The 13,658-nt window shown below is 39.8% G+C and carries 10 protein-coding genes; 9 read left to right on the top strand and 1 reads right to left on the bottom strand.

Annotated elements, in window-relative coordinates:
• Positions 1 to 61: 61 nt before the first annotated feature.
• Positions 62 to 907 (top strand): DUF4179 domain-containing protein, encoded by an 846-nt coding sequence (locus tag ACKVEV_RS09200; protein ID WP_409370088.1) that lies wholly within the window; start codon positions 62 to 64, stop codon positions 905 to 907.
• Positions 908 to 988: 81 nt separating this feature from the next.
• Positions 989 to 2,158, top strand: a complete 1,170-nt coding sequence (chrA, locus tag ACKVEV_RS09195; RefSeq protein ID WP_409370087.1) for a chromate efflux transporter — start codon at positions 989 to 991, stop codon at positions 2,156 to 2,158.
• Positions 2,159 to 2,355: 197 nt separating this feature from the next.
• Here the strand turns inward: chrA and ACKVEV_RS09190 are convergent, their stop codons facing one another.
• Positions 2,356 to 4,038, bottom strand: coding sequence for a sigma-54 interaction domain-containing protein (locus ACKVEV_RS09190; RefSeq protein ID WP_409370086.1), 1,683 nt, complete (start codon positions 4,036 to 4,038; stop codon positions 2,356 to 2,358).
• 279 nt (positions 4,039 to 4,317) lie between these two features.
• On the opposite strand from ACKVEV_RS09190, the gene hutU reads away from it, so the two are divergent.
• The 7 genes from hutU (at position 4,318) to ACKVEV_RS09155 (ending at position 13,634) form a co-directional block, all read left to right on the top strand.
• Entirely contained in the window at positions 4,318 to 6,033 is a 1,716-nt protein-coding gene (gene hutU, locus ACKVEV_RS09185; protein ID WP_409370085.1) for a urocanate hydratase, read from the top strand.
• Positions 6,034 to 6,110: 77 nt separating this feature from the next.
• On the top strand, positions 6,111 to 7,463 hold the full coding sequence (locus ACKVEV_RS09180) for a YjiH family protein (protein WP_409370084.1): 1,353 nt from the start codon (positions 6,111 to 6,113) through the stop codon (positions 7,461 to 7,463).
• 12 nt (positions 7,464 to 7,475) lie between these two features.
• On the top strand, positions 7,476 to 8,741 hold the full coding sequence (hutI, locus tag ACKVEV_RS09175) for an imidazolonepropionase (RefSeq protein ID WP_409370083.1): 1,266 nt from the start codon (positions 7,476 to 7,478) through the stop codon (positions 8,739 to 8,741).
• Between the two features lie 15 nt (positions 8,742 to 8,756).
• On the top strand, positions 8,757 to 9,920 hold the full coding sequence (locus tag ACKVEV_RS09170; protein WP_409370082.1) for a M20/M25/M40 family metallo-hydrolase: 1,164 nt from the start codon (positions 8,757 to 8,759) through the stop codon (positions 9,918 to 9,920).
• A 16-nt stretch (positions 9,921 to 9,936) separates the two neighbouring features.
• Positions 9,937 to 11,115: a M20 family metallopeptidase gene (locus tag ACKVEV_RS09165; RefSeq protein WP_409370081.1), complete on the top strand. Its 1,179-nt coding sequence runs from the start codon at positions 9,937 to 9,939 to the stop codon at positions 11,113 to 11,115.
• Between the two features lie 12 nt (positions 11,116 to 11,127).
• Entirely contained in the window at positions 11,128 to 12,297 is a 1,170-nt protein-coding gene (locus tag ACKVEV_RS09160; RefSeq protein WP_409370080.1) for a hypothetical protein, read from the top strand.
• A 20-nt stretch (positions 12,298 to 12,317) separates the two neighbouring features.
• A complete protein-coding gene (locus ACKVEV_RS09155; protein ID WP_409370079.1) occupies positions 12,318 to 13,634 on the top strand; it encodes a Na+/H+ antiporter family protein in 1,317 nt (438 codons plus the stop codon).
• Positions 13,635 to 13,658: the final 24 nt, after the last annotated feature.

Below are 13,658 nucleotides of genomic sequence, written 5' to 3'. Positions count from 1 at the left end.
TTATTACAATGAATTAGAGATAAGGAACGTTGATCATTATGTAAGAAATGGGGGTGTATCTTTGTCAAGTAACGTACTATATGAGGAACAGCCTACTAAAAATAGGAAACGTAAAAAATGGGTGATGATTGTTTTGGCTGTTTTAATCATTGCATGTGTAGTCATTGTCTCGATTATTTTAAACAAAAATCATGATGCTGATTTTTCCGCTTATAAAACACTTGTTGGGCAAACGACAACGAATGAGTTTGGGCAATTAACTTTAAATGAGGTAATGGTTGATGACAATCAGCTATTGCTGAATGCAACGTTTGTGCCAGCGAAAGATGTAAACTTCAACTCTCAAATTTTTTTCTTCCCACAAGTACTTGTGAACGGTCAAAATTATATGGTTCGAAATGGAGGCCAGACCATTGAACAAGCGGCATCCACCTATACAATCTATAGCAGTGTAAAAATGCGTGATTTACCACAAGATGACAAGCTGCAACTTGATATCCTCTATAACGATTGGAGTTGGGATAAACCAATAAAAGATCCTTGGTCATTCGAAGTAGAAGCCTCTCAAAAGCAACTACAAGAAGATCGAAAAGTCATTCCGGTTGCTAAAACGCTTAAACTCCATAACGGCGCAAAGATTATGCTGGAAAAGGTAGTGACAACACCAATATCGACGACTATATACTATGAAACACTAGAAAACGTAGATGAATCCGTCAACTTTCATATTGTCACTGAGTCAGGGAAAACTTGGAAGCAAGACTCTTCTTATACGTTAAATGACCAACATACAAAGTGGGGAATCCGCTTCGATGCAAAATATTTAACAGATAAAACCTATAAATTAATGCCAATAGCAGCAGATGATACGGAACTCGGACCAGCCATCCAAATACGTAATAAATAAATTCAACATAAAATTTTACAATATCTTAACCTATAGTAAAGCACTGTCCATGTAATATGGTGGTATAGAACATGGAAAGTAGTGAACAGTTTGCTAAAGTTATTCGAAATTTTTGTCGTTTCCTTAAAGCTAGGTTGCACTTCTTTTGGTGGACCAACAGCCCATTTGAGTTTTTTTCAACATGAATATGTGCAAAAGCGTAAGTGGCTAACGGATAAAGAATACAGTAATTTAGTGGCATTAAGTCAATTTCTCCCTGGTCCTGCATCCAGTCAGGTCGGCATGGGTATTGGGCTTTTACGAGGAGGATTTTTCGGAAGTATCGTTTCTTTCCTTGGTTTTACGATGCCATCTGTACTGTTTTTAAGCCTGTTTGCTTATTTTTATATGGAGAGTAAGCTTGATATGGGCTGGATTCATGGCTTGAAATTAGTAGCTGTGGCAATCGTTGCGCAGGCCATATGGGATATGTCAAAAAAATTAATGTCAAGTCCATTGCATGTTATCATAGCCATTTTGTCATTTATAACGGTGTTATTATGGGGGAATCCGTTTGCGCAAGTTATAGTGATTACTTGCGCGGGTATATTCGGTTCACGTTTATTGAAGCAACCGCATAGGACAGAAGATTTTTCTAATAAAGGGTTAGCTATTTCAAAGGCAACTGGTGGAATGCTACTAGCATTATTTGTCCTGTTACTCATTGCTTTTCCACTCGTGACTTCACTATTTGATAACAAATGGCTGATCATCATGGAAAAATGTTATATGGCAGGGGCATTAGTATTTGGTGGCGGACATGTCGTATTACCGTTGTTAGAAACCCAATTTGTGCAAAGTGGCTTAATGAACGCTAATGACTTTATAGCCGGATATGGACTGACACAGGCTATGCCAGGTCCACTCTTTACGTTTGCCTCCTATATTGGCATGGTTATTGCTGGAGTGCCAGGTGCGATGGTCGCGACACTGGCAATCTTTCTACCGGCATTTTTATTAATTATAGGCGCTATGCCATTTTGGCTTACGTTGAGTCGCCATCGTGCATTGACTGGAGCAATGGCTGGTGCAAATGCAGCGGTAGTAGGTATTTTAGCTAGCGCATTTATTCATCCAATCGTGACGCAATCAATACAAAGTGGATTCGATTTCATCATAGCAGCTGTATTTTTATGGCTGTCCATTCGCCGAGCATGGTCACCTTATTTATTAGTAGTAATGGGAATCATTATTGGGCTTATATGTTATTAGAGCAAACGGCGCTAAAATCGCGGGTGAAACAGAGGGAATCGCTGATAGAAGCCCGTGAATCGCGGGTAAGACAAAAGAAATCGCGGATAAAGGGCCTCGAATCGCTGATAAACCTTCCGAAAGTATTAACCGTTGTGCGCAGTAAAAAGTGTTCGATTGATGGTAGTCAATCGAACACTTTTCGCTGTTTTCTCAGATTAAATTAGTTCTTCTTTATGAATAGCGAGTTTTTTCATATGGTACTGCAACGATTGGCGTGAAATATTTAATTGCTTTGCTGCGGCTGATATATTGCCATGACATTGTTGCAACACTTTGCGGATATATTGCTCTTCATTGCTATGCATAAGTGCTTTAAAAGGACGCTTGTTCGTAGGCGCGCCTTTTATGGAAATTTTATTTTTTAAATAACGGGGCAGCATATCTTCAGTAATCATATTGTCAGAGCTTGCTTGGATGACAAGGTTTTCAATCAAATGTTCCAGTTCTCGAACATTGCCTGGCCAATCATAGGAAACGAGAAGCTGATACAGATCGGGATTAATGGTGATATTTGCTTTCATATATTTCAGCACATTTTTATGTAAAAAATGCTGGATAAAGAAAAGTATATCTTCTGGTCGTTCACGCAATGGTGGAATATAGACGCTTGAATGAGCAATCCGATAAAATAAGTCGAGTCGCATACGTTCACCCGCAGTTAGTAGTTCCGGATCTTCATTGGAGGCACTGAACACCGTACAGTCAATTGGAATAAGCGTATTGCTGCCCACACGGCGCACAGCACGTTCTTGCAAGACGCGCATTAATTTAGGTTGAAGCTCCATCGGTAAAGAGTTAATTTCGTCAAGAAAAAGTGTGCCGTCTTTTGCATATTCAAAAAGACCTTCTTGATTTGTTGCACCAGTAAATGCACCTTTGACAGAGCCAAAGAGCGTGCTTTCTAATAGAGTAGCAGGGATAGCCGCACAATTGATTGCAACGAAGGGTTTTGTTACGCGCGGGCTTAAATTATGCATACTTTGGGCAAATAATTCTTTACCAGTACCTGTTTCACCAACAATCAGTGTATCCGTATTATAATTGGCAATATTTTTCGCTTCGGCAATTGTTTGCAGAAGCTCCTGACTACTCCCTTTAATATCTTGGAATGTATAAATCGTGCCGTTATTGCGTTTGACTTCTTCAGGTACTTCCATTGTCTCGCGCTTGGAATCTAATGTTTGCTGTAATTGATTGCGTAAGCTTGTTTCTGTATGTGTAATGGAAAATACGCCGATTGTCTGATTATCCTTTTGAATAGGAAATGAGCTGTAACCCACAAATTTCGGCTCATTTTCGGAATAGGCATGCGCTCGATATTTTGTATAAATCGGTTTTGCTGTTTTTAATATATGATTATGCTCTGATAGTCTACGGTCTTGGTAGTTATAAGCATCCCACAGCTTCTTGCCAAGCATGTCCTCTTTTTTATGCTCCTCCATTTTTGCGAGTGCCTCATTGTAATAGATAATGTCCCCATCGCCATTGCTGACAATAATGCCTTCATCTAAGTGCTCAATAATTTCCTCTAGGACAAACACTTTATTTTGTAATGAATGCTGAAAATCTACTAAATTTTCTACTAAAACAATAAAAATTTGCTCTGGAAAATAAAAAGGTTCGATTGTAAAAGATAGAAGCTGTTCTTGTATTTGCAATTGTTGTGACTGATGGTAACAGGTCACATCAATGGAAGCAATGGTTTCGATTGGCATATCAACTTGGAGATTTAACGAAATACTGTCATTGAAATGCCACCATTTCACTCGGAAAGCGTTGTCTAGTGCAATGATATTGGCGCCTAAAAACGTTGTATAGCGCTGCAATTCCTCATTCATACAAAAACCTACTTTCTCTTAGTATTTTGCATGCAAAAATTATCTGCTTTGCTCTATATCGTATCATAATTATTTTCTGAATAAAAACAATTTACAGAAAATAAGGAGGGTGCAAAAAATATCTGCACATTCGTTGACGTTCGTAACAATACTATGTGTGCACATCAAATGAAAAACAGCCTATATGGTACGTTTTGAAAAAAAATTATAGCTTTTTTAAAAGTTGGCACGCTATTTGCTTTATTAAAGTATGTAGTCACTAAAAAGGAGGAATTTACAATGACAAAACCAGAAATTTACTATTCAGTAAAAGCTCAACGAGGGAATACATTACGATGCAAAGGCTGGCGCCAAGAAGTTATTTTAAGAATGCTAGAAAATAATATGGAAAATGCAGAGAAGCCTGAGGAGCTAGTCATTTATGGAGGGATTGGCAAGGCAGCTCGTAACTGGGAGTCCTATCATGCCATTGTCGATTCCTTAAAAAATTTAGAGGATGATGAAACACTCGTTGTGCAGTCAGGAATGCCGGTTGCTGTGTTTAAAACACATAAATATGCCCCGACTGTTGTCATGGCGACGACCAATATTATGAAGGCAGATTGGCCAACATTTTATGATTTACAAGAAAAGAACTTAACGATGTATGCCAATTATACAGCGGCACCATGGGAGTATATCGGCACACAAGGGGTTATTCAAGGAACATTTGAAACGCTGTCAGCCATTGCACGACTGCACTATAACGATTCACTTGTTGGGAAAATTTTATTGACTGCTGGGGCAGGTGGTATGGGTGGTAACCAAACGAGAGCGATGACCATGCATGGTGGGGTAGCTATCTTATGCGATTCGAATATCGAAATCATTCATCGACGTATTGAAAAAGGCTTTATTGATGTTGTTGTCGATTCGTTAGAAGAGGCGATTGCTTTAGCGAAAACGAAAGCGGCTGCTGGAGAGGCACTTGGTATTGCGGTCGTAGGAAATGCAGCGGATATTTTTGAAAAAACATTAGAAATTGGCTTCTTACCTGATATCGCGACATCGATGACACCTGCCCATGACCCGATTGCTTATTTACCAGCTGGCTATAGTGTCGAGGAAGCGGAGGCATTACGTGATCGAGATCGTTTAGCATACTTAGAAAAAGCGCGTCACACGATGATTCGCGAGCTAAAAGCATTAATCGCATTACTTGATAAAGGCGTACATTCTTTTGAATATGGCACAAGTATTCGTAAAGAATGTATTGATGCAGGATTTGATGAAAAAGAAGCGAAGCGTTTACCTGGATTTGTAGCAGAATATATTCGCCCATTATTCTGTGAAGGACGTGGACCGTTCCGTTGGATTTGTATGTCAGGTGAGGCAGAGGATTTACGAAAAATAGACGATATGATTTTAGAAAAATTTAGTGATGATTTACTCGTGACACGTTGGATTAAATTGGCGAAGGAGCATATTCCAATTGAGGCTTTACCTGCTCGTATTTGTTATATGGGCTTCGGTCAGCGTAAAAAGTTTGCATTGGAAGTAAACGATATGATTCGTCGTGGCGAATTAAGTGGACCTGTTGCCTTCTCACGCGATAATTTAGATTCGGGTTCCATCGTGAATCCAACATTTGAATCTGAAAATATGAAGGATGGCGGGGATTTAATTTCAGATTGGCCAGTTTTAAATGGCTTACTAAACGCGGTTGGTATGTGTGATTTAATTGCCCTACAAGCGAACTATTCAATGGGAGAGGCTGTGCATACAGGCGTAACGATGATCGCTGATGGTACAGAAGAGTCGGATATGCGCCTGGAAGTAGCGATGACAGTTGATTCTGGAATAGGGGTTGTACGTCATGCACAAGCGGGCTATGAAACGGCAAGAGATGTAGCGAACGGTAAAGGGAAGCTGACGGATGAAAGTATTCAAATTCCTTTATGGTGGGAGCCAACAGCGACATTTGGTCCGAAAGATTTAATTAAAGAAAAAGTGTAATGGTTTTAGACAAAAGAGGCCGGTGTAATAACAGGATGAGATACTGGCCTCTTCTTTGTTAAAAAGGAGGAATGTACATGAAAAAAGCAGATATGACACCTGTGGATTTTGACAATCTTCTAGTTGACGTCGCACCTCATTATAAGAAGTCAGCCATCTACAAATTTTTCACTTTTAGCTTGTTTGGTATTTTCATGTTCTTTATCTCTATTACGTTAAATGGGAAGAAGACAATACCGCTTGATCATTTAGTAACCTTTATCCGAACACAGTTTTCTTCAGTCATTGTGTACTATATTTTAATCGTTGTTGTTGCGGGAGCTATTTATCCTTTTTATAAAAAAACATGGAATCGCTCGGTTGTCGAAATGGTTATTTCTTCATTAAAGATAATCGGTGCAATAGCTTCTATTTTAGTTGTTTTTAACATTGGCCCGAGCTGGCTGTTAGCTGCAGATATGGGACCCTATTGGTATAACTCACTACTGACGCCAATCGGAGTGTTAGTTCCAATTGGTGCCATATTTTTAGCTATGTTGGTCGGTTATGGCTTGCTGGAGTTTATCGGTATTTTAGTGCAGCCGATTATGCGACCTATTTGGAAAACACCAGGTCGATCCGCCATCGATGCAGTGGCATCCTTTGTCGGTAGCTATTCAATCGGTTTATTAATTACTAATCGCATTTATAAAGAAGGAAAGTATACAACAAAAGAAGCGGTCATTATCGCCACTGGATTTTCTACCGTTTCCGTGACGTTTATGATTGTTGTTGCGAAAACTCTGGGGTTAATGGATATTTGGAATTTGTATTTTTGGGTAACGTTTCTTGTGACATTTTTAGTTACAGCAATCAGCGTTCGGATTTGGCCAATACGAAATATGAGTACTGACTATTACAAGCAAATGGACGGAGACGAGGAGAAAATTGTCAAAGAAAAGCGTCTGCAATGTGCGTGGAGAGAAGCGTTACAAACAGCTGAAAATGCACCGAATCTTTGGCAAAGCGTGAAAGACAATGTGAAAGATGGATTAGTGATGGCGATGGGCATTTTACCTACCATTATGTCCATTGGATTAATCGGTTTATGGCTTGTAAATCATACGCCAATCTTTGATTATGCGGCTTATCTCTTTGTGCCATTGACGTATGTATTACAAATGACTGAGCCATTGATTGTAGCAAAAGCGGCCGTGATTAATTTAATCGATATGTTTTTACCTTCCCTTGTTGCAGTGGACAGTGCACTTGAAACACGATTCATTGTTGGGACTTTATCGATTTCTGCTATTCTCTTTTTCTCGGCATTAATTCCATGTATTTTATCAACGGAAATTCCTATTTCGTTAGGCAAAATGATAGCGGTTTGGTTTGTGCGAACAGTTTTAACATTAATTATCGTCACGCCTATCGCCTATGTACTATTGTAAAGGAGTGGTCACGTGTTACTAAGACCCGACATCATCATAAAAAATGCTGCACAAATCTTGCCTTGTACAGGTGAGACGATGCAAGATTTTCAAGTGTTAAAAGAGCATGCAATCGTTATTGCTGGTCAAAAGATAATAGATATATGTAGTCATCAACAACTTCAACAACGTTATGTAGCTGATGACCAAAACAGTATTGACGCAAGCGGTAAAGTAGTGGCTCCTGGTTATATTGATGCCCATACGCACCTTGTATTTCATGGTAGTCGAGTCGAGGAATATGCCGCGAAACTCAGCGGTAATATTGAAGAAAATTTAAAGAAGCTTGCGATAACGACAGGGCCAAATCGGACAATTGAACTAACACGTGATACTTCTGAGAAAGCTCTTTTTGAACAAGCGGAAAAACGGCTGTTGAAGATGCTAAAGCATGGTACAACAACTGTTGAGAGCAAAAGTGGTTACGGTTTAACACCTGAAAGTGAACTGAAAATATTACGTGTCGGTCGACTTTTAAATGAGCATACACCGCTTGATGTCGTGAATACTTTTTTAGGCGCGCATGGCATTCCAGATCATTTAACAAAGGAGCAATATATTAATGAAATAGTTGATGTGATGATTCCGCAAGTGGCGCAACATCAACTAGCAGAATTTTGTGATGTGTGGTGTGATGAAGGCTATTTTACGGAACTTGAATCCGAACGTATTTTACAAGCGGGCTTAGCACACGGCTTATTACCAAAAATTCATGCAGACGCCTATTCGTATATCGGTGGTTCAGATTTGGCTGCACGTATGAAAATGGTTTCCATTGATCATCTCAATTACACGCCTGACGCGTTAATGCCTCAATTAGCGGAAGCTGGCGTTGTTGGTGTATTAATGCCGGCATTAGATTTTGCAGTGGCCCATAAAAAACCATTCGATGCACGGAAAATGCTGGATAGTGGAATGCAAATAGCGCTCGCAACAGACATGTGTCCTGCTTGTTATACATCTTCTATGTCCTTTGTTATTAATTTAGCATGTCGACTCTATCAATTTTCAGTTGAGGAAGCAATAAAAGCGGCAACAAAAATGGCTGCAAAGGCTTTACATCTTACAGATAGAGGAACGTTAGAAGTTGGAAAAATGGCCGATATTCAAATTTGGGATGTACCAAATTATAAGTATGTTGCCTATGAACTTGGTACGAATATTGTAGAGACGGTTATTAAAAGAGGACGCGTAGTGATAAGTAAAGGCACGTTCGCAAAGGAAAGTGCATTTCGTTAGAAGGGAGATTGAACAATGACAATTGAATTTGCGTCGAAAGCGGCGTCATATGTAAATGAAGAAAAATTAGTGCAATTGTTTTTAGAAATGGCTAAAATTAATGGCCCTAGTAGTAAGGAAAGTCTAGTAGCCGCTTACTTGAAGGAAGCTCTACCGAAGCTTGGTTTTCAATTAACATTTGATGAAGCACATCAACATTTTAATGGCGAAGTGGGTAATCTAATTGCTTGGCATCCAGGCACAGATGAGACCATTCCACCTTTATTCTTTTCTACGCATATGGACACAGTGTTACCGACAGAGCATCTTAAACCTATTATTAAAGAGGGTATTATCTATTCCGATGGCACGACGATATTAGGCGCGGATGATCGAGCAGCGCTAGCCTCTTATGTCGAGGCAATGCGTGCCATTATCGAAAGTGGTGTTCCTCATGGTCCGATTGAACTAGTTTTAACTGTCAATGAACAAGCAGGTTTAGTTGGTGCCAAATATATGGATTATCACAAGATTAAAAGTAAAAACGGCTATATTTTTGATAGTAGCGGTGATGTAGGGCAAATTATCATCCAAGGGCCTTATAGCAGTAGAATTTGGTTCACGGTTAAAGGCAATGCCGCGCACATCGCGCTCAATGCGGATGCAGGTAACAATGCATTTGTGATTGCCGCTGAAGGTTTGCTATCTATGGAGTTAGGAGAAATTGATCGTGAAACGTTAGCCAATATAGGCATTATCCATGGTGGAGAACTTACTTCAATTATACCTGGTACTGTTACGCTTGGTGGTGAGGTAAGAAGTTTTTCGAAAGAAAAGTTAGATGCACAATTGACACAGATGCAACAGGCGATGGAAAGAGCTGCGCAGAAATATCACGGCACTGTCGACGTAAGCATTGAAGAAAAGTATCTTGGATTCCATATTGCTGGGGAAGATCAGCTCGTGAAAACAGTTATAAAAGCGGCGGAAAATATTTGTGTTGCACCTTATGTAACGAAAACATTAGGTGGCGCAGATACAAATGTTTTAAATGAACATGGTCTGACATGTATTACGCTTGGAAATGGATTTCAGAATATTCACTCTTTTAGAGAGAATATTAGTATTGAAAACTTAGTGAATACAGGTAGATTAACAGCGGCATTAATCGAGCAATGGTATGAGCGTCATAAAAAATAAAGGGGGAGAGCGGTAAATGGCAAGCACTTTACATGTAGCGAAGGAAATCGAGCAAGTAGTACCGCAAGTTTTACAGTGGAGAAGGTATTTACATGAAAATCCGGAACTGTCGTATGAGGAATATGCAACCGCACATTTCGTTTACGAGCAGTTAATCTCTTTTGGGAATTTAATCGTGACGAGACCGACGAAGACGAGTGTATTAGCTGTTTTAAAAGGACATTTACCTGGGGATTGTCTCGCTTTTAGAGCTGATATGGACGCTTTACCAATTCAAGAGGAAACGGATTTACCATTCGCTTCTAAAGTAGCTGGCGTCATGCACGCCTGTGGACATGATGGACATACCGCTATGTTGTTAGGCGCAGCCAAAATTTTATCGACGTTGCAGCATGCCATTAAAGGCGAGATTCGTTTTATCTTTCAGCATGCAGAAGAACTCTTTCCTGGTGGCGCAAAAGAAATGGTGGCAGCTGGTGTAGTTGACGGTGTAGACCGGATTATCGGGTTGCATTTATTTTCTATGCTTCCAACAGGCAAAATTGCCCTTTGTGCAGGACCTTTTACAGCCAATTCGGATACGTTTGATGTTGAAATTATCGGAAGAGGCGGGCACTCTTCACAGCCACAAGATTCAATTAATCCGATTTTAATAGGTTCACAAATTACCAATGTTTTGCATCAAATTGTAGCGCAGAAAGTTGATGCAAAAGAGCGAGCGGTACTTGCGGTTACGGAGTTTTATGCAGGCAGTGCTAAAAATATTATTCCAGAGCGCGTAGCAATAGGTGGCAGTGTGCGAACATTTTCGCAGCAAGTAAGAGAGATGATTGCACAACAAATCGAACAGCAAGTGAAACACGTTGTTGCGGCACATGGTGCAGATTATCAATTGTCATATAACGATGGTTACTCGTCTGTTGTCAATGATGTGCAAACAACGGCAATAGTGGAAGAGATCATCCGACAACATTTTGAACCAGATACGATTTTACACATTGAGCCATTTATGGGTGGAGAAGATTTCTCGGCTTTTTTAACAAAAGTGCCTGGGGTATTTATTGGAATCGGTGCAGCTTTTGACGATGACACATTCAATTATCCGCACCATCACCCTAAATTTGCAGTGAATGAAGATGCATTAGCCATTGGTTTACAACTTTTCGTCCATACAGCTTTAACACTGAATAGTTAAAGGGGAGATACGATGGTCCAAGAACCAGTAATTGCAGCGATGATTATTTTAGGGCTTATTGCGCTAGGCGAAATTATTTCCGTTATGAGTAAAGCGAGAGTACCGATGCTTTTTGTGGCCATGATGGGCTATTTAGTTTTACTTTGGCTTGGGATATTTCCGAAAGATTTGCTGGCAAATTCGACATTTTTAACAGTTGGCGCACTATTAGGAACGGCTCCGATTTTAGTTCATATGGGAACTTTAATTCCGTTACGTATGATTCGCTCGCAATGGCGGGCAGTATTAATTGCCATAATGGGCATGTGCTTTGCTTCCCTTTTTATTTTAACGATTGTGACACTACTTTTTGATTATCAAACAGCGGTTGCAGGTACAGGACCTTTAAATGGGGGCATTATTGCGGTGTTAATTACATCAGAGGGCATAAAAGAATTAGGTTTTGTCAGTTTACTCACAATCCCTGCATTAATTATGGCTTTGCAGTCGTTAATTGGCATTCCGCTCGCTAATTTATTGTTACGCAAACATGCGACTGCCATTAACGAGCAAATGACAAACGGTGCCTTTGTTGCCTCGGGTGGTGCAGCGTTTAATCAAGAACATGATGATCAATTAGTAGTGCCTAAAAAATATCAAACGCCATTAGTACTGCTATTTATGCTGTTTATTGGTGGTGCAATTGCGGTTGTATTAGCTAAATTTACAGGCATTCCGTATAGCTTATGGGCGTTGGCAATCGGCATTATCGGACGGCTAGTGAAATTTTATCCGGAACGCGTGATGGAAAAATCTAATAGTTTTACAGTTGGGATGGCGGGCATTATCTTCATCATTATTGGGATGATGAATGACATTACATTTGAGATGTTTATGGATAAGTTACCTGCTGTCTTAACGATTCTTTTCGTAGGAGTACTTGGCATTCTATTAGGGGGATTATTAGGATCAAAATTATTAAAAGTCAATCCATTTCTAGGGATTCCAGTTGCATTAACATCTACATTTGGTTTTCCCGGTGATTACATTGTATGTGAGGAAGTCAGTAGGAGTATTGGCAAAACGGAAGAGGAACAGCAACGAATCTTCAATGAAATTATTACGCCAATGCTCGTAGGAGGATTTACAACGGTAACGTTGGGAAGTGTTATTATTGCAAGTATTTTGATTAAAACAATATAAAACAGACAGTGGGGATGTAGATGTTAGATAATCCTGTTTTAATCTCAGTCATCGTGTTATCCATTTTAAGTTTATGTGGCATCCACGTGTTATTTGCTTTATTAATTGCGGCAATTGTCGCAGGGCTTGTTGCTGATTTATCGCTTGCAGAAACCATTACTATTTTTATTGGGGGTATGGGCGGACAGTCTGAAACGGCATTAAGCTATATTTTGCTAGGTATTTTTGCGGCTTTAATTGCTCATTCAGGCTTAGCCAATATTTTGATTCAAAAATTACTATCGCTCGAAAAACCGAATAAATACATTTTAATTTTTGCCTTGGCAATCATTGCGTGTTTATCAGGTACGCTGATTCCCGTGCATATTGCCTTTATTCCCATACTAATACCACCGCTATTATTTTTCTTTAATCGATTACAATTGGATCGACGTGCATTGGCATCGGCCTTAACGTTTGGCTTGAAAATGCCTTATTTATGGATTCCTGTTGGTTATGGATTAATATTTCAAGGCATTATCGCCAATGAAATGACCGCGAATGGCATGGCCATTGTGCAAAGTCAAATACCGAAAGCAATGGCTATTCCCGCAATTGGTATGTTCGTTGGATTAGCCATTGCGGTCTTTATTTCCTATCGAAAGCCTCGCCAATATCAACAACTGGAAGAAGATATTAAAGATTATGAGCAAGCCAAGAAAGACAATAAAAAGGCAACATTGGATGCGAAAGGTTGGGTAGCCATCGTGGCCATTTTTGCAGCACTTGCTATTCAATTATCTTTAAGCTCGTTAGTATTAGGCGCATTATCAGGCATTATCATTATGTTTGTTGGTCGTGTTGTTTTTATTAAAGATAGTGAAGAAGTGGTTCAAAATGGAGTCAAACTAATGGGGGTGATTGCCTTTATTATGTTAATTGCCTCAGGCTATGCAACGATTTTAAAAGAAACAAATGCGATTACGGAGCTTGTCGAAGCGATGACTGGTATGACGGGCCAAAGTAAAGTAATTACAGCCATCTTGTTATTATTGATCGGTTTACTTGTCACAATGGGCATTGGAACGTCCTTCGGTACGATCCCGATTTTAGCTGTCGTGTTCGTGCCATTATGCGCAGCAGTTGGCTTTAGCGCACTTGCTACTGCCGCCCTTATAGGAACGGCGGGTGCTTTGGGAGATGCAGGTTCGCCTGCTTCTGATAGTACATTAGGTCCGACAGCAGGATTAAATGCGGATGGACAGCATAATCATATTTGGGATACTTGTGTACCAACGTTTTTACATTATAATATCCCTTTATTTATATTTGGTATTATCGCGGCAATGATTTTATAGAATCTGGAACAAGCAAAGGGGTGG

The sequence above is a fragment of the Lysinibacillus sp. 38-6 genome, assembly GCF_046245175.1.
Taxonomy (GTDB): domain Bacteria; phylum Bacillota; class Bacilli; order Bacillales_A; family Planococcaceae; genus Lysinibacillus.
Note: the sequence above shows the minus strand (reverse complement) of the source record. Positions and strands in the feature narration are given on the sequence as shown.

Excerpts from the sequence above, each read along its gene's own strand:
- ACKVEV_RS09190 (WP_409370086.1), bottom strand. The coding sequence starts at position 4,038 with ATGAATGAGGAATTGCAGCGCTATACAACGTTTTTAGGCGCCAATATC.
- hutU (WP_409370085.1), top strand. The coding sequence starts at position 4,318 with ATGACAAAACCAGAAATTTACTATTCAGTAAAAGCTCAACGAGGGAAT.
- ACKVEV_RS09180 (WP_409370084.1), top strand. The coding sequence starts at position 6,111 with ATGAAAAAAGCAGATATGACACCTGTGGATTTTGACAATCTTCTAGTT.
- ACKVEV_RS09170 (WP_409370082.1), top strand. The coding sequence starts at position 8,757 with ATGACAATTGAATTTGCGTCGAAAGCGGCGTCATATGTAAATGAAGAA.
- ACKVEV_RS09165 (WP_409370081.1), top strand. The coding sequence starts at position 9,937 with ATGGCAAGCACTTTACATGTAGCGAAGGAAATCGAGCAAGTAGTACCG.
- ACKVEV_RS09160 (WP_409370080.1), top strand. The coding sequence starts at position 11,128 with ATGGTCCAAGAACCAGTAATTGCAGCGATGATTATTTTAGGGCTTATT.
- ACKVEV_RS09155 (WP_409370079.1), top strand. The coding sequence starts at position 12,318 with ATGTTAGATAATCCTGTTTTAATCTCAGTCATCGTGTTATCCATTTTA.